The organism is Dysgonomonas sp. ZJ279, from assembly GCF_011039205.1.
Taxonomy (GTDB): domain Bacteria; phylum Bacteroidota; class Bacteroidia; order Bacteroidales; family Dysgonomonadaceae; genus Dysgonomonas.
Genome location: NZ_JAAKEL010000002.1, coordinates 368,670 through 386,947, shown reverse-complemented (window position 1 = coordinate 386,947; position 18,278 = coordinate 368,670). Strand labels below are relative to the sequence as shown.

Sequence of the window (18,278 nt, the reverse complement as noted above, 5' to 3'; positions counted from 1 at the left end):
GAGTTAAAGAAACTAAAAAAATGTTACAACCTGATGAAGAATAAATATCTTTAGCCAATCTCATCCGAGACACTTAGTGGTATACTTTTCAATTACTAAGTGGACTACTTTTCAATTATATTATACAATTTAAACTCCAATATCCACCTCATGCAAAATGATAAAAGAAAATTCCGCATAAAGTATCTTTTTTTAGGAGCTTTCCTTATCACCCTATTAGTTGCAGGCCTGCAGGTCTATTTTTTGATACAGCAATTCGATAAAACCAACAAATTGGTACATTCTATATTGGACGAATCGTTGTATCTCTCCATAAATAAGTATCAAATGAATGAATTATCTGAAGGTTCTGACATAAGTGAAAACTTTAAATTCTCGTTTACTTTTGGAAAAACAGGTAGTACACAAACTGTGTTGAAAGATACTTTAGAACAGAAAAGCAAAAAACAATTTGATTTCACATGGTCGGCAAATCAACATAATAATGTAACAGCTTTGCTTCAATCGTTTATGCTTTTAGTGACCAGAAACAATCGATTATCCACTGTCGATCTGATAAAACTGGACAGTATATATAAGCATAGCCTCTACGAAAAGGGGTTGACTATAAATCACACCATGCAATTGACAGATGTGGAAACAAAGCAGGTTATTACACAAACTGATTCGTCTTTGGTGCGAAATCATAAGTCATTAGAGGTTAGTTCGTCTTACCCTCTTACAGTAAACGAGAATATACGTATCTTATTCTTGAATACCGATTCACTGGTGTTGAAACAAATGGCAGGTACAATTCTGATTACCGCATTAATGCTTATTCTTACAGTTTGTTGTTTGCTTTATTATCTGCGTATTATTTCTAAACAAAAACGAATTGAATCGGTCAGGGAAGATTTTGTGCATAGCATGACACACGAATTGCGTAATCCGCTGCAAGGAGCTATGTCTTTGTTCGAAATGCTGAACGATAAATCAGTTCAAAGCAATGAAACAATGTATAACAATATAAGTGGACGTATACGTAAAAACCTAATCGATCTGAACACTCAGATAGATACACTTCTGATACTATCACTGAGTGAAAAGAAGCAGGAAAAGATGAACTTACAGGAAGGGAATCTGACCGAAATGCTACAAGACATCGCAAGCACTTACACGATAGCAGCAAATAAACCTGTACATTTTTCGTTAATAACAGAACCCGACCCTTGTATTTTTGATTATGATACTATTCACTTCTCCAATGCCATAAAGAACTTAATCGATAATGCTCTTAAATATTCGGGTAGTGAAGTAAATATAAACATAACTGTTTTAAAAACTAAAGACCAATTGCGGATAAGTATAAAAGACAATGGAATAGGAATTCTTGAAGAATACCTGCCATATATCTTTGATCAATATTACCGTGTATCTCCATTAAAACAAACAAATGGATTTGGTTTAGGATTAAGTTATGTAAAATGGGTCATAGAGGCTCATGGTGGTAGTATCCGTGTCGAAAGCAAAGAAGGTATAGGTTCTGACTTTATTATCGTAATTACTCTAAAATAATATACTATGAATACGATTCTTATAGCTGAAAACAATAAAGACTTTGTATATGTGATTCATTGGTTTTTCAAAAACAAAGGGTACACTGTTTTCTCGTCGGGCGACGGAGAAGAAATACTTAAGCTGTATAATGAAAATACACCTGATATTATTTTATTGGATATCGGTTTGGATGGAAATATCGATGGTAAAGAAGTTGCCCGCAGAATTCGTTTTAAAGACCGTAAAACTCCTATAATCTTTATGAGTGGCGAAAATAATTCTCCTCCTGATGTTGTTGAAACCTTTGGTATCGGTGGGAATTTCTTTCTTAAAAAGCCTGTTACACTGGAAGAGATAGAGGCTCATATTGATTCCGCTTTAAAGCAAAAACAAGTAAATAATCACTACAATCTGGGGAAAATAGTTTTTAATGTTAAAGAACGGCTTTTATCAGGAAATGGGATTAATGAAACGTTAACGGAAAAAGAAACACAGGTACTTCAATCACTGGCGGAAAATCTCAACATGATTATAGAAACCATAGATATATTACTTTCGGTATGGGGTACAGACGACAAAGAAGAATCGCTTCGTAACACTATCAGCTCGTTACGTAAAAAACTTGAGAGAACAGAAATTACTATCGAAACCATTAAAGGTAGGGGATACCGACTTGGTATTCAAACAGAAGGAAGCCCCTTCGCTAAATGACATATTTCCATAGCCCTAAAAGGAAAAAACATACCAATCTCAACATTATTAGGTTGGTGTAATTAAATTTCTATATATTACATAACTTTAATTTTATCAACAATACTCAATGAACAAGCTAGCTTATATAACCTACTCCCAAAAAGAAGCCAATCGTAAGATATGGAATTCTTTGATGAGTAAATATGAGCTATTGAAAAAGAAAAACTCTGCAATAGCATATGTATGGTTTCCTCTAACCTGTGTTCTCTTTGGCTTTATCGCTGTATTCAGTTGGCTTTCGTCTTTATCTCTTTTCTTTAAAGATATTCGATTCACTCCGCACTATATGCAGACCGTAATTGATTACAACAAAATGACAGATCAAGAAGCGAACGCATATCTTGATTCCCACCTCTTTGAATACAAAAAGCGATTATCCTATGGCAATATATCGGTAAAAGAAAAGAATAGTGTTGACGCAACATTTGAAACCCTATATAATAAATATAAATTGACGGAATCTAATATCCAAGATGTTATTTCAGGGATATCAAACATACAGGAATCTGTAGATAAAACCAATACACATATTAAAACCGTTTCTCTGAATATAGAGCCTATTTCCACTTATGCCGATAAGAAGCTGAAGGAAGAAGAGCAGAAGAAAATTATATTAGAGAATAAGCGACAGGAACAACAAAACAAAATAGTAGCAGACTATGATCGGGCAAGAGGACGTAATTTAGGGTCTTTTGTAAGTAAGTTGTCAGATAAGCAAATCGATACATTGATTGAATATTGCAATCAGATACCGATATTCGATATCGATGTTACCAAAGAAGATATAAAGAATCTATTGTCTTGCACGAATGAAAAACCTATACAAGTAAGGGTTAACAAGCATATTGCCCTTTTATTTTCCAAACTCGCAGGGAAAAAATTGATTTGCTCCACATGGATGGGTGTTGCCGAAAGATACGAATGCTTTGCTTCAAGAAATGGCAAACCTCTAAATTATAAAGATCTTTCAACTGCAAATGCTACATCATCTACTATTGAGCCTAAAGTTGAAGATTTAATAGAAGAATGTATTGAAGAGATTCTAAAAATAAAAGTTTAAAATTCTATATTCATACTATCCCAAAAAGCCTGAGATATCTCATCTTGGGCTTTTTTGCATCTATCAATATCCCACCATTGGTAGTTAATGCCAATACATTGATTGATAAGGTTGCCAATGTTTAGATGATATTATTTCGTGATCGAAAAGGTAGTCGCGACACCTGATGTATCACTATTTAAATATCGTTTATATGAGTAATGAAATTATTGAAAAACGTCTGGATAAGATAGAAAGTCTTCTTATCGGACAAAAAGATGTATTTACGTTTGACGAATGTTGTCAGTATACAGGTATCTCAAAGACTTATATGTATAAACTGACATGCTCAAACAGAGTTCCCCACTTTAAGCCTCATGGCAAGACCATTTATTTCAGTAAATCGGAAATAGACAATTGGTTATTGAAAAATCCAATTAAAACGACCGAACAACTGGAACAGGAGGCAGCAACCTATGTGACTTCTCCGAATAAAAAACGGAAGAAGTAATGTTTTTCCACTCGTCGGGAGGAGTGGTCTCCCCCCTAGCCGTTGGGCGCTCCCCGACCGATGAATTATTGTGGTGTCCCTTGAAAGGAAATACTCATTGCACCGACCTCAGTTAAAACATCCTGTTCAGTGTACCGGGTTTCCTGAATCCTGATCCTTTGCCTCTGTCCGAACAGCAGCTATAAGGCTGTATATTTATCCCCATCTGCTGATTCGGGCAGCAGCTATCCCCCTTAAAGACCACTCATGGCAAGGTTATGGAAATGTATACATTTCCCACCTTGCTTTGGCTATCGCCAAAGAGGAAAATTGCTCCCGCTGGTCGGCAATTTTATTCGGAGGGTCTATCTGGTAAGTATATTTTTTAATTTATTATTGAATCATTTATGAGTAAAAATATTATTGAATCTAATAAATCTCTGGTCGGAAAGAAGACCAAAAAGAAAGTGCTGAGTGCCCGCTTTCTTGAAATAGAATATCAGGCATTAAAGAAAAGAGCCAAAGACGCAGGAGTGACTTTAAGCAAGTTTACACGAGCCGTCTTGCTCTCGGGGAAGATTGTTCAGCGGATCAGTAAAAGCGATGCGGAAACCCTCCGCAAGCTCTCGGGAGAAGCCAATAACCTGAACCAGCTGGCACGTGCTGCCAACAAGGAGGGCTTTACCCATGTCGCTAAAGATCTGGTAAATCTTAAAGCAGTAATTGTAAATATCATTAACCAACTGTCACATGATTGGAAAAGTTATGAAAAGAGCAGCTTTTAACGGATGCGTCCGCTATGTAATGAATAAAGAAGAAGCCAAGCTTCTTTCTTTTGACGGTGTATTGCTCGGCAGTGTTGAAAGCATTGTACAAAGTTTCCATACCCAACGGTTAATGAAACCCAAGATAAAGCATCCTGTAGGACATATTTCTTTAAGCTATTCCATAGAGGATAAAGACCGCTTAAGTGATGGAGCTATGATAAAACTCGTTAAAGAGTATATGGAAGGTATGAATATAAAAGATACGCAGTATATACTAGTCCGTCATTTCGACAATGGGATTCCCCATGTTCATTTAGTCTATAACCGTATTGACAATAACGGTAAAGTGATAAGCGATAAGAATGACCGTTACCGAAATGAAGCCGTATGTAAAAAATTAAAGGATAAATACGGCTTAACCTACGGCAAAGGCAAAGAGAAAGTCAAACAGCATAAATTACGAGGGAAGGATAAAACCAAGTATCAGCTATATCATGCCGTTAAAGGAGCTTTGGACAAGTCAGCCAACTGGAATGACTTTAACAGGCTGTTGAAAGAAAAAGGAATCGAGATTGTCTTTAAATACAAGGGGCAGACGAGTGAGGTGCAGGGTATATCTTTTACGGCAGGCACTGTCAGTTTTAAAGGTTCTGATCTGGATCGTAGTTTCAGCTATTCCAAGATAGATAAACTCTTGCAGGAAAGACAACTGAAGCAGAAAGAACAGCAAAGACCAACAAACCAACCAAGTAGCAGACCGAGTAACCAGTCAGGTGATAAACCGAGTAACGAGCGATCCAATCAGATAAGTAACCAGTCCTCACAAGAAGCAGATAAAAACAACGCTGCTTTATTGTCTGAGTCTGATTCATGGGGAACCGGCTTTATAACACACAACTACGATCCTGAGGAAGATGAGTTCGCCAGACGGATGAGGTATGAGCAGGAGAAAATTAATAATAAGAATAAACGTAAAAGAGGAAGGAGCAGATAAGTATGAAAACAGAAAATCAGGATTTGGAAATTATGCTAGATAGCTTTTCTCAGACGCTATCCGAAATAAAAGAAGAGTGTGTAAAGTTCAACAAGAAAAATGAACAGGGTAATCAGAGTAATATCGAATCTGCTCTGAACATCGATCTGCTGAACAGGATATCCGATACGATTGGGCAGGCTAAGAAAGCAATAGATGAAGAAGACTTAAAAAAGTTTATTAATGTTGTAATTAGCGTTACAACCCAATTGCAGGAAGAAGCCAATAAAGCATCTGCCGAGTTTCTGAATCAGAAAATAGCGGAACTCAAAGAGCTTGCAAAACAACCGACTATCATTGAAAGAAGATATTCGATTGATTTTAAATCAAGCAGGACGTTTACTGCTATTGTTCTTATTTCACTCGGTTTATTGTGTTCTCTATTGGGTAATTATAATCAGTATAAAAGTAATAATGAGCTGACGGATGCCGACTGGAAATACCGTTTTGTTAGGATGAACGGTGGTATTTACAGGGATGATGTGTTTCTGCTGGAGCGTATGTTTGGTTCTCCCGACAGTGTAAAGAAGGTAAAGGGTTTGAAGGGTCAGATACTTGACCATGAAATGAAGCTGAGGGAGCGGATGGAGAAGCAGGTGCAGATGGAGAGGAATATGAAGGAGAATGAGAAACTGGATAGTGAGATTAAAATGCTTAAAGGGCAATGAGTAGGTAAGTAAGCCAAAGGCAGAAAACACTGCCTTTGGTTTAAGATTCTGTTCCAATTTTTATGGAGTCGGCATTTTATAAAAATAGAAGTGCGTGCCTTCATTCTCTTCTATTTTACAGTAAACAGCGTCTTTTAATATCCAGCACTTTTTTCTGTAACTGTAATATTTTGAGAACTGACGCAGAAAGATGATAAACAAGGTCTCATCTTTCGGGTCGTAAAAATGGATCGATGCTGAATAGCACTTATCTTCTTTGTCCATAATAAAGGTCAGGGAGGCGTTCTCTTTGTCAAAACTGACTTCCACATAATCCAATAGATTGCCTTTTTCCGTATATCTTATCAGACATACAGGGTAGTTGTTGTACTTCTCTTTTACTGCCAGGTGAGACAGGGGAAGGGCTGAACATGCGTGTCCGACCAGGTGCGTGAAATCGTTATTTTTCTGATTCATAAACATCCAATTTTAAGCCTGATTAGGTAATCAAGCCGATATAAATACTAAAATGAATAGTTTATATCACTGCGGTCTTTATTTGTCAGTTCGTATGGAGTGATAAACCAACAATGGCAGGATGTTATTACAAAGATATGATTTTACTTGAAAAGTTAATTTCTATTTCTCTTTTTTACATACCTTTATACTCCTAACTTTATAGTTAAGGTCTCAGACCTTTTTATTACTTTGGCAAGTAAAACAAGTATAGCTAGTTATAACTTTAAAGTATTGCATTAAATATTTTGTATTACTTATTAATAGGATTCCGATGAAAAAGTCTATATCACATTTACCGTCAACCAACCAAAGGGATTTACATTATCTTGTAGAATCTATTTTAAGTCGTGTTAAGCAAACCGAAATGATAATTCTATTTGGTAGCTATGCCCGTAACGATTTTGTAGTATATGATGAAAAATATGAATTCGGCAAGATTCAGTTTTATGTAAGTGATTACGATATATTGGTTGTTACAAGTGGTATATCAGATGGTATTGCAGGTAAAGCACTGGATAATATAGAAGTTCAGTACTACAATCGGGCAAAAGATCCTGACAGGCAGCCTCCTGTTCAATTTATCACTATCGATATGAAGAAATTGAACAAGGAACTGAAAGAGGGCAGGTATTTCTATACGCAGATAAAACAGGAAGGTGTAATTCTATATGATAGTGGAAACCATAAGTTAGCTCGCAGACGTAAGCTAAATTTTGAAGAAATAAAACTACAGGCACAGGAATACTATAAGGAGAAATTTCATAGAGCAAATGTATTTTTGAAAGATGCAAAAAACAATTTAACAGATGGTGAATATGCTCAATCTTCTTTTTATCTTCATCAAGCCTGTGAAAACTATTTTTATGCGATACGTTTGGTTTATACTCAGCAGAATAGTAAACAGCATAACTTAACAAAGTTACTAAACTCGGTAAAGAAATATTCTACTGATTTCGTAAAAGTCTTTCCACAGGATACCCCAGAGGAAAAACGTTTATTTGAACTTATCAAAGCTGCTTATGTAAATGGTCGCTACGATCCTGATTTTGTAGTTACTAAAGAGGATATTGATGCGCTTGTTCCAAAAGTGGAGCTATTGCGAGATATTACTAAACGGATTTGTGAGGAGAGGATTGGGGTGTATGGGGAGATAATATAAATTAAAGTCTAAAATTAAAATAAATATGATTAGAAAATACTATTTAACTCTATTCTGTGTTATATATGTTGTTCAATTACAAGGTCAAAATGACAATGAATATTTTAAGTTTATAACAGAGCAAAAGACGTCAGCCAAGGATTATATCATAGAACTTTTCAAAGAAAAAGATATTGTAGTATTCAGTGAAAGGAATCATGCGGAAGTTGAACAATACAACCTATTGTTAGATGTTATTAAAGATCCTTACTTTATCAAAAATGTAGGAGCAATTTACTTGGAAGTCTGCTGTGTGAATAATTCTTCCAAAATAAACGACTTCCTTGTCCACGAAGGATATGACACTATTCAAGCATATAAAGAAACCACTAAACTATATCAATTAGGAAATACCATGCACCTATGGAATTGCTACAGCTATCCTTGGCTGATATATAACCTGTATAATTTAAATCAAAATTTATCAAACGAAAATAAGATACACTTATATGGCTGTGAAATAGAATTTGATTGGGCTAATTATAAGACTCCGGAAGAATATGCCACTATCGATCCGATTTTAGCAGTAAGAGACTCGTTAATGGCACAAAACTTTATAGAACAATATACAAATATTCAGAAATACAGAAATGGAAAAAAGAAAGCACTTGTAATAATGAATTCCAGACATGGATATTTAAAAGACACACATCGTTCAGAAACAGAAATACGTAAAAATACTGGGCGCTACCTTTATGATAAATATAAAAACAGGATTGCATCTGTTTTCATAATGAGTCCGGGGCATCCAAACGGATGGGATAAATATGAGCTAATTAAAACCGGGAAGTGGGATGCTATTTTTGAGTTAACAGGCAAAACAGGCAAAACAAGTATGGGCTTTAATTTTAAAAATACACCTTTTGGGAAAGAGACATTCGACTGGACTCCCGAAGGATGGACACTAGATAAATATCGTTACGAAGATGTTTTTACCGGAATCGTCTATTATAAACCTATAGAAGAGCATATATTAAAAAGAGGTTGGGAAAATTCAATCACAGACGACTTTAAACCTGAATTCATAAGGCGTATGAAAATAATGGATTTTGATGATGAAGAGATTGAAAGTGAAGTAAAGATTGAAAAAACGGTAAGATCTCAACAATACTATAATATAGTAGAATTCAGAAATGAAATCGACTCATGGAAAGAAAAACTGAAATATATTTATTGAGTTTATTGAATTAAGTAAGTTTTTGAACCGATCAATACTTTTTACCCTTTTTTAAAGGGATCATTTTCTTTTGGAACTTTAGGCGAGAGTTTTAAATGGATTTTCCAATTCTACATAGTTATCTTTATTTAAACAAAATTGCAGGGAATAATTGGGGAACAAAAAAATTACTTGGGTGGAAATGTAGGAAAAGAATTACTCAGTCAGTTTTTACACCTTTTTTACACCCTATGAAAACATAAAAGCCTGATTTTCAATCGAAAATCAGGCTTTCTGAGTACCCAGAGCCGGGATCGAACCGGCATGGAAGTGAATCCACTGGTGTTTGAGACCAGCGCGTCTACCAATTCCGCCATCTGGGCGTAAGCAGATGCAAAAGTACATATATTTTTGACATATCAAGCATCTTGCCCAACTTTTTTTGAAAAAGAGTTATAGATTTTTTGCTATATATCACATGCTTTTACTTTGTTTGTAACCTTGTATAATTTACCTTTGTATAAACTCGGAAAACAATATGAATAAAAATAATTATTGCGTAATTATGAGCGGCGGAATCGGTAGCCGTTTTTGGCCATTCAGCCGCGAAGCTCGTCCTAAACAGTTTCTTGACTTTTTCGGAACAGGTCGCTCACTCTTACAAATGACTTTCGATAGATTTAAAAAAATTGTACCTATCGAAAATATATTCATTGTCACCAATGAAGGGTATCAACAAATGACGGCCGACGAATTGCCCGAATTGAATCCCGATCAGATACTACTAGAACCTATGCGCAGAAATACAGCTCCCTGTATCGCATTTGCCAGCTATCGTATCAATGCCATCAATCCGAATGCAAATATTGTAGTTGCACCTTCAGATCACCTGATCATGAAAGAAGACGAATTTCTTACTGTAGTAAATAAAGCGTACGAGTTCGTTGAAAAGAATGATACACTCCTTACCTTAGGGATTCGCCCTAGCCGTCCCGAGACAGGATATGGCTATATCCAGATGAGTGACGAACATGTAGATGGAGTGACTAAAGTAAAAGTATTTACTGAAAAACCGAATATTGACCTGGCTAAAGTATTTTACGAAAGTGGTGAGTTCCTTTGGAACTCGGGAATCTTTATTTGGAATTCGAGAACTATAACAGAATCTTTTCGCCAACATCTTCCGGAGATCAGCAACCGCTTCGATCAAGGTAAAGATCTCTTTGGAACCGATAAAGAAAAAGCTTTCATTGACGAAAATTTCCCTTTCTGTCCCAATATATCGATCGATTACGGTATAATGGAGAAGGCATCGAACGTATGCGTACAAGCTGCCGATTTCGGATGGTCTGACCTTGGTACATGGGGATCGCTTTATGACATTACTGAGAAGGACGAAAATGCTAATGCAGCGCTAGTTTCCGAAACACTATTTTACGATAGTGCGGAAAATATCGTTACACTTCCTGACGGGAAATTAGCTGTAATACAAGGACTCGAAGGTTACATAGTAGCAGAAGCGAATAATGTACTACTTATCTGCAAGAAAGATGACGAACAACGAATCAAACAGTTTGTAACTGATGTTAAGTTGAAATACGGAGAAGAATATATATAGAATTAATAAAACATAATATGTCAAAAGAACTTTTACCAAATTTGCCATACTTAGTCGCTGATATCAGCCTGGCTGACTTTGGTAGAAAAGAAATAGAGATTGCAGAGCATGAAATGCCCGGATTAATGGCACTTCGTAAAAAATACGGAGCCTCCAAACCACTAAAAGGAGCCCGCATAATGGGGTCGTTACATATGACTATCCAAACTGCAGTTTTAATAGAGACACTCAAAGAGCTGGGTGCTGATTTACGTTGGTGCAGTTGCAACATATTCTCTACGCAAGATCATGCAGCAGCAGCCATTGCCGAATCGGGAATTCCTGTATTCGCATGGAAAGGCGAAACCCTTGAAGAATATTGGTGGTGTACCGAACAGGCACTTCTCTTCCCCGGAGGAAAAGGACCTAACCTCATCGTCGATGACGGAGGAGATGCAACGCTTCTCATCCATTGGGGATACAAAGCCGAAAAAGATGCTAGCTTCATAGATAGAAAAGGAGCAAATCACGAAGAACAAGTAATACTCGATACACTTAATCGTATTCTAAAAGAAGACAATCAACGTTGGAATCGTGCAGTCGCCGACTGGAAAGGTGTATCGGAAGAAACTACAACAGGAGTTCATCGCTTATATCAAATGATGGAACGTGGTGAATTACTTATTCCGGCTATCAATGTAAATGATTCGGTTACTAAATCTAAATTTGACAACCTGTACGGATGCCGTGAATCCCTAGCCGATGGAATCAAACGTGCAACAGATGTTATGATTGCCGGCAAAGTTGCAGTTATAGCAGGTTATGGCGATGTAGGTAAAGGCTGTGCACACTCTATGCGTTCGTATGGAGCTCGTGTTATAGTTACCGAGATAGATCCTATCTGTGCATTACAAGCAGCGATGGAAGGCTTTGAAGTAACAACTATGGAAGAAGCCGTAAAAGAAGGAAATATCTATGTTACCACTACCGGAAACAAAGACATCATCACTATCGAGCATATGGCAGCGATGAAAGATCAGGCAATTGTTTGTAATATCGGTCACTTCGACAATGAGATACAAGTGGAAAAACTGGTAAGCTATTCAGGGATCAAACATACGAATATCAAACCGCAAGTAGATAAATATACCTTTGCAACAGGAAACTCTATATTCTTATTAGCGGAAGGACGTTTGGTTAATCTTGGCTGTGCCACAGGTCACCCATCATTTGTAATGAGTAATTCATTTACTAATCAAACACTGGCTCAGATAGAATTGTGGCAGAAAGATTACAAAGTGAATGTATATCGTTTGCCTAAAGAATTGGATGAAGAAGTTGCTCGTTTGCATCTCGAACAAATAGGTGTCAAACTAACGAAACTATCCAAGGAACAGGCCGATTATTTAGGTGTTCCGGTTGACGGACCATTTAAAGCCGATCATTATAGATACTAAAATATAATCCTCAAAAAATAGACGAATAAATATTCGTCTATTTTTTATAATACCAACAGAATGGAAGATAGAAAGTGGAAAGTATTGCATAGCGAATATTTAAGTCGCGAGCCATGGTTCACAGTAAGGAAAGAACGCGTAGAGTTACCTAACGGAAACGAGATACCCAATTATTATGTATTAGAATATCCGGATTGGGTAAATGTTATTGCAATAACAAAGGAAAAGAAATTCATTTTTGTACGTCAGTATCGCCATGGATTAGGAAAGACCTGCTTCGAATTATGCGCTGGAGTCTCAGAAAAAGAAGATCCATCTTATATGGTTTCTGCTCAACGCGAACTATTGGAAGAGACAGGCTACGGCAATGGCAATTGGGAAGAATATGCTGTAATATCGGCTAACCCGAGTACCCATACAAATTTAACACACTGCTTTCTTGCCACTGATGTTGAACCGGTCGCTAAACAAAATTTAGAATCGACCGAAGATCTGACTGTTCACCTACTATCTATAGATGAAGTAAAAGCATTACTACAAAACGACGAGATTAAACAAGCATTACATGCCGCCCCACTTTGGAAGTATGTGGCAGAAAATCATTTAATGTAAATACTTGCTGTGGATATCGTTACTTTCCAAAATTTAAAAGAAGTACAAGATACTATTAACAATTATAATCACTAAATTTGTGCGATACATTTTCAACTCATAACAATTTTAAACGTATGAAAAGAGATACTGCTATTTTTGACATTATTGAAAGAGAGCATCAACGCCAACTCAAAGGAATCGAACTTATTGCTTCCGAGAACTTTGTGAGCGGGCAAGTAATGGAAGCAATGGGCTCATGCCTTACTAACAAGTACGCTGAAGGTTATCCCGGTAAAAGATATTATGGCGGCTGCGAAATAGTAGATCTAAGCGAACAATTGGCAATAGACCGTTTGAAAGAAATCTTCGGTGCTGAATGGGCTAATGTACAACCGCATTCGGGAGCACAGGCTAATGCTGCTGTATTCCTTGCATGTATGCAAGCCGGAGATAAGTTTTTAGGACTGAATCTTTCGCATGGTGGTCACCTTTCACATGGTTCACCCGTTAATTTTTCGGGATTAATGTTCCACGCATTAGAATACAACGTAAAACAAGATACTGAGCAAGTAGATTACGAGCAAATGGAACAAGTTGCCCGTCAGGAAAAACCCAAAGTAATAATTGCCGGAGCATCGGCCTATTCTCGCGAATGGGATTATGCACGTATCCGTAAAATTGCGGATGAAGTAGGAGCAATCTTTATGGTAGATATGGCACATCCGGCAGGACTTATTGCAGCAGGATTGTTGGAAAACCCGCTTCCTCACGCACATATTGTTACTACAACAACTCACAAGACATTACGTGGTCCTCGTGGAGGAGCTATTTTGCTAGGCAAAGACTTCGAAAACCCTTGGAGTAAAAAAACACCTAAAGGTGAAACACGCATGATGTCTGCATTGCTCGACTCTGCTGTATTTCCGGGAATTCAAGGTGGTCCGCTAGAACATGTAATCGCAGCTAAAGCGGTTTCTTTCGCAGAGGTGCTCGATCCATCATATAAAGTATATCAAACTCAGGTGAAAGATAATGCACAAGCTATGGCTAAAGCATTTATGGACAAAGGTTATAAAGTTGTATCAGGCGGAACAGATAATCACTGTATTCTGGTTGATCTTCGCACCAAATTCCCTGAACTTACAGGTAAAGTGGCAGAAAAGATACTGGTAGAAGCCGATATTACAACAAATAAAAATATGGTTCCATTCGATAGCCGTAGTCCGTTCCAGACATCAGGGCTTCGTTTCGGAACACCTGCTATTACGACCCGCGGTGCTAAAGAACCACTTATGGGAGAGATTGTAGAGCTGATAGATACAGTACTTTCTAATCCTGAGAGTGAACAAATTATTAAAGCCGTTCGCGAAAAAGTAAATAGCACAATGAAAGATTATCCACTTTTTGCATGGTGAAAATAAGATAGTAAGATTAATAAAAAGGGTTGGTAATACAACCCTTTTTTATTTGTCCTCAATACTTTAGAAGCAAAAAAATCGTATCTTTGCAGCTTCGCAAATGAATGAAAATGAAGAAACCCTTACTGACACTACAATACCTACTATCTGTACATATTTCAGCCCTTATCATTTTAACGGTTTTCCGCTGTATTTTATATATAGCAAATATGCATTATGTAAATGATGTAGATGATAAATTATCACTCTTTGGGGGAGCTATACTAAAAGGAGTACAGTTCGACAATGTTATGGCATGCTATATAGTTGCGCTACCTCTGGCTGTGCTAACAATAATGTCCCTCTTTAATAAAGTACCCGCTACTGCTGTTAAAGGTTTCAATATTTATTTTATTATCCTCTATACTATTGTGTTTGCGTTCTCGGCTGCAGATATTCCCTACTTTAAATATTACTTCATGCACATGGGTGCATCCATCTTCAATTGGATAGGATTTGAAGGAACAGCAGGAATGATATTTCAGGAGTCATCTTACTATATTTATTTTGCAGTTTTTATTATTCTAACCTTTTTGTTCTCTGCTATGGTAATGTCCATAGGGAAAAGACTACTAAAAAAACAGGCAGCCAATCTGACTAAAAAAGACTACAAGTTTTATATTCCCGTAGTGATATTAGTCTGGGGACTCTGCTTTCTTGGTATACGAGGGACTTTCGAACGATACCCCCTCAGAGTAGGTGATGCATATTTTTGCAACAATTCATTTTTCAATCAACTGGGAGTAAATCCTGCATTTTATTTTGTGAAAAGCAGCAGTGCCTTTTTCAAAAAAAATAATAAATTGGCAGGAACAATAGACCAGAAAGATGCTATACTATTTGTACAAAAAGAGTTTAATATAGATACTAAAATAGATTCTAACCCCATTAGCCGATTAGTGAAGACTGAAGGGGCACCAAAAGATGCTAATATCATAATTATTTTAATGGAATCTATGTCTAGTGAAAATTTAGACACCGAATACCAAGGGAATAAACTCATGCCTTACCTCAACGACTTGATAGACAAATCATATTATTTCGAGAATTTCTATTCTTCGGGCATACATACAAACAATGGGATCGCATCCACCCTATACGGTTTTCCACCTATATTTGATCAAACAATGATGAGTGCCGATGTCGACTTTTATACAGGTTTGCCTATCAATCTCAAGGAGCAAGGCTATCAAACACTTTTCTTTCTGACAAGTAATCCTCAATACGATAATATGAATTCTTTTTTATTGGAAAATGGATTTGACCGGATTTTTTCTCAGTATGACTATCCTAAAGAAAAAGTAGTTAATAATTTTGGAGTGCAGGATGATTATTTGTTCGAATATGGATTGAATAAATTAAGCAATATAGCTGAACAGAAAAAACCTTTTTTGGCTACATTTATGACCGTAAGTAACCATCCTCCATACGTAATCCCCAAGCAGTTTGTGGATGCAGGAAAAAACGATGCTGAAAGTATTCTTAGATTTGCAGACCATAGTTTGCAGGATTTCATGAAAAATGCAGCAAAACAAGAGTGGTACGATAATACAATATTTGTAATATTAGGCGATCATGGTAAACCATCAGATAAGCAACCTTACGAAATGTGTATGGGATATAATCATGTGCCATTGATTATATATTCTCCTCTATTCGATGATATGCCGAAGCGATTCCAACAATTGGGAGGTCAGATAGATATTTTCCCAACAGTTATGGGCCTACTAAATCGCTCTTACATAAACAATTCCTTAGGGGTCGACTTATTTAAAACAGAACGCCCATATATGTATTTTGTATCTGACAGTCATCTAGGTTGCGTTGATAATAATTTTTTCTATATTTATAATCCTGCAAATAAAACAGATGCATTGCATAAATATAGAAATATAGAAGAAGAAAATCTCATTCAACAATATCCGAATGTGGCAAATAGCATGAAAAATTATTCTATATCGATGATACTAACCGCCGACTATCTGGTTAAAAACAAACTAACAGGTCCAAATTCCAAGCAATAAAATATCAGGATGAAAAAAATAAAAACTGCCTTATACTACATACTTTCTGTACATATTTTGGCTCTCAGCGTAATGACCCTGCAACGTATTGCCCTTCTACTTACCAATCTGCAAAATATAAGTGAAGTAGAAACGAAGCTAAGCTGGGTATCTTCAGCATTACTGCGTGGTATTTGGTTCGATAATGTTATCGCCTCTTACATCACCATCCTACCACTGGTTATTATATCGATTTTAGGATTATGTAATAAGATAAATAAAACGATTCTCAAAACGTTCAATATATTCTATATTGCTATCTACTCTATCGTTTTTGCCATTGGAATGGCAGACATACCGTACTTCAACTATTTTTTCAAACACCTCAATGCTTCTATTTTCAATTGGAATGAAGAAGGAGCAACCACAGCAGGAATGATATTACAAGAAACATCATATTATATTTATTTCCTGTTTTTTATAATTGTAATTATTCTATTCTCTTTCTCATTATCAAGATTAGTAAAGAAACTTTTATCCAAATACCAAGAAAATCTAGTTTCCAAAGAATACCTCATCTATATTCCCATCTGTATTTTATTAATAGGCCTTAGTTTACTGGGTATAAGAGGGCGATTAGGATATAATCCGATTAAAACTAGTCAAGCCTATTTCTGTGATAATTCGTTTTTAAATCAATTAGGAATAAACCCTTCGTTCTATTTCATGCGTGATGTCATTGAATCTTCTAAATCACATCACAATGTGGATAATATCATCTCAGAAGAAGAGGCTATTGTAGTTGTCCAAAAAGCATTGGGAATAGATAAAGATTCTATGGAACTCTCCTTATCCCCTATTGCACGTGAAGTTATAGCTGAAGGGGAAGCAAAAAATATGAATGTAATATTCATTCTCATGGAATCAATGTCAGCTGACTTACTGACAGTTAAAGAAAATGGAAAAGAGATTACTCCTTTCTTAAATGAGTTAATTAACAAGTCATATTATTTCGAGAATTTCTATTCGGCAGGTACACATACAAATCATGGCATACTTGCTAGTCTATATGGATTACCAGCCTTGTTCGATCGCAATATGATGAAAAACGTCGATATTCCTCTTTGTCAGGGAATTCCGTATATATTACATCAACAGGGATATAGAACAATGTTCTTTATGACCCACGAAGCGCAATATGATAATATGAATGCTTTCCTCTTAGAAAATGGCATTGAAGAAGTTTATTCAGAAGAAAATTATCCCAAAGCAAAGCGTGTAAATAGTTTTGGTGTGCAAGATGACTTTCTATTGGAATATGCTCTTGATAAATTCAATGAGGAGTCAAAGGATAACAGGCCATTCTTTGCAACTTTGCTTACTGTTAGTAATCATCCACCCTATGTTGTGCCCGATAGATTTAAATCGGTAAGCAATGACCCACAATATCAGATTGTAGCCTTTGCTGACGATGCTATACGCCAGTTTATGACAGAAGCCGAAAAGCAAGACTGGTACAAAAATACAATCTTTGTACTTTTAGGCGATCACGGTAAAATTGTAGGGTCTCCGACTTATGAGATGCCATTATCATACAATCATGTACCCTTTATAATGTATTCTCCGGCATTTAAAGACGCACCTCAGCGTTTTATGCAGCTGGGTGGACAAGTAGATGCTTTCCCTACCATAATGGGTCTCTTAAACCATTCTTACGAGAATAATACGTTCGGTGTAGACTTGTTTAAAACTACACGACCATATATGTTTTTCTCGTCCGATGATGCATTGGGATGTGTGAGTGATGAAAAGTTTTATACTTACAACTTCAAAGCCAAAATAGAAGGATTATATGACTATCGAACCAACAGCCCCGAAAATCTCATAGAACAGCATCGGGTAGAGGCTGATAATATGAAGATATACTCTGCCGCAATGTTCCAAACAGCCAGTTACATGTTTAAAAATAAACTGACAAGAACACATTCTGCATCTTCAAGCAGTATACATTTCTAATGTATAATTTATATAT

16 protein-coding genes and 1 tRNA gene are annotated in these 18,278 nt (G+C 36.4%); 15 read left to right on the top strand and 2 right to left on the bottom strand.

The genetic code is table 11. The features are described from left to right. The first annotated feature begins 327 nt into the window (after positions 1-327). The 7 genes from G7Y57_RS05490 to G7Y57_RS05460 all read left to right on the top strand — a co-directional run bounded on the left by G7Y57_RS05490 (position 328) and on the right by G7Y57_RS05460 (position 6,286). Positions 328-1,554, top strand: coding sequence for a sensor histidine kinase (locus G7Y57_RS05490; protein ID WP_165021189.1), 1,227 nt, complete (start codon positions 328-330; stop codon positions 1,552-1,554). A 6-nt stretch (positions 1,555-1,560) separates the two neighbouring features. Further along, positions 1,561-2,247 carry a response regulator transcription factor gene (locus tag G7Y57_RS05485; protein WP_165021188.1) on the top strand — a complete coding sequence of 229 codons (687 nt, stop codon included), beginning with the start codon at positions 1,561-1,563 and terminating at the stop codon, positions 2,245-2,247. Between the two features lie 109 nt (positions 2,248-2,356). Beyond that, the gene (locus G7Y57_RS05480; protein ID WP_165021187.1) at positions 2,357-3,349 is read left to right on the top strand and encodes a hypothetical protein; all 993 of its coding nucleotides are present in this window, start codon (positions 2,357-2,359) and stop codon (positions 3,347-3,349) included. 193 nt (positions 3,350-3,542) lie between these two features. Continuing rightward, entirely contained in the window at positions 3,543-3,839 is a 297-nt protein-coding gene (locus tag G7Y57_RS05475; protein WP_165021186.1) for a helix-turn-helix domain-containing protein, read from the top strand. 386 nt (positions 3,840-4,225) lie between these two features. Further along, a complete protein-coding gene (locus tag G7Y57_RS05470) occupies positions 4,226-4,603 on the top strand; it encodes a MobC family plasmid mobilization relaxosome protein (protein ID WP_165021185.1) in 378 nt (125 codons plus the stop codon). Further along, entirely contained in the window at positions 4,569-5,579 is a 1,011-nt protein-coding gene (locus tag G7Y57_RS05465) for a relaxase/mobilization nuclease domain-containing protein (RefSeq protein ID WP_165021184.1), read from the top strand. The genes G7Y57_RS05470 and G7Y57_RS05465 overlap by 35 nt, the downstream gene beginning before the upstream one ends. 2 nt (positions 5,580-5,581) lie before the next feature. Next, positions 5,582-6,286 (top strand): hypothetical protein, encoded by a 705-nt coding sequence (locus G7Y57_RS05460; RefSeq protein WP_165021183.1) that lies wholly within the window; start codon positions 5,582-5,584, stop codon positions 6,284-6,286. Positions 6,287-6,346: 60 nt separating this feature from the next. On the opposite strand, the gene G7Y57_RS05455 is transcribed toward G7Y57_RS05460, so the two are convergent. After that, a complete protein-coding gene (locus G7Y57_RS05455; RefSeq protein ID WP_165021182.1) occupies positions 6,347-6,742 on the bottom strand; it encodes a hypothetical protein in 396 nt (131 codons plus the stop codon). 313 nt (positions 6,743-7,055) lie between these two features. Here G7Y57_RS05455 and G7Y57_RS05450 point away from each other — a divergent pair, with 313 nt between their 5' ends. Next, positions 7,056-7,943, top strand: coding sequence for a HEPN domain-containing protein (locus G7Y57_RS05450; protein ID WP_165021181.1), 888 nt, complete (start codon positions 7,056-7,058; stop codon positions 7,941-7,943). A gap of 25 nt (positions 7,944-7,968) precedes the next feature. Further along, a complete protein-coding gene (locus tag G7Y57_RS05445) occupies positions 7,969-9,159 on the top strand; it encodes a hypothetical protein (RefSeq protein WP_165021180.1) in 1,191 nt (396 codons plus the stop codon). A 278-nt stretch (positions 9,160-9,437) separates the two neighbouring features. Here the strand turns inward: G7Y57_RS05445 and G7Y57_RS05440 are convergent. Next, positions 9,438-9,521: transfer RNA gene (locus tag G7Y57_RS05440), tRNA-Leu, on the bottom strand. A 155-nt stretch (positions 9,522-9,676) separates the two neighbouring features. Here G7Y57_RS05440 and G7Y57_RS05435 point away from each other — a divergent pair. From G7Y57_RS05435 to G7Y57_RS05410, 6 genes are all read left to right on the top strand, one after another. Next, complete coding sequence (locus G7Y57_RS05435; protein WP_165021179.1) at positions 9,677-10,756, top strand: mannose-1-phosphate guanylyltransferase; 1,080 nt, start codon at positions 9,677-9,679, stop codon at positions 10,754-10,756. 17 nt (positions 10,757-10,773) lie between these two features. Then, complete coding sequence (ahcY, locus tag G7Y57_RS05430; RefSeq protein ID WP_165021178.1) at positions 10,774-12,192, top strand: adenosylhomocysteinase; 1,419 nt, start codon at positions 10,774-10,776, stop codon at positions 12,190-12,192. A 60-nt stretch (positions 12,193-12,252) separates the two neighbouring features. Then, positions 12,253-12,804 (top strand): NUDIX hydrolase, encoded by a 552-nt coding sequence (locus tag G7Y57_RS05425; RefSeq protein ID WP_165021177.1) that lies wholly within the window; start codon positions 12,253-12,255, stop codon positions 12,802-12,804. Positions 12,805-12,920: 116 nt separating this feature from the next. Further along, complete coding sequence (gene glyA, locus G7Y57_RS05420; RefSeq protein WP_165021176.1) at positions 12,921-14,201, top strand: serine hydroxymethyltransferase; 1,281 nt, start codon at positions 12,921-12,923, stop codon at positions 14,199-14,201. A 113-nt stretch (positions 14,202-14,314) separates the two neighbouring features. After that, complete coding sequence (locus tag G7Y57_RS05415) at positions 14,315-16,267, top strand: LTA synthase family protein (protein WP_165021175.1); 1,953 nt, start codon at positions 14,315-14,317, stop codon at positions 16,265-16,267. A 9-nt stretch (positions 16,268-16,276) separates the two neighbouring features. Then, positions 16,277-18,262, top strand: a complete 1,986-nt coding sequence (locus tag G7Y57_RS05410; RefSeq protein WP_255491346.1) for an LTA synthase family protein — start codon at positions 16,277-16,279, stop codon at positions 18,260-18,262. The last annotated feature ends 16 nt before the right edge of the window (positions 18,263-18,278 follow it).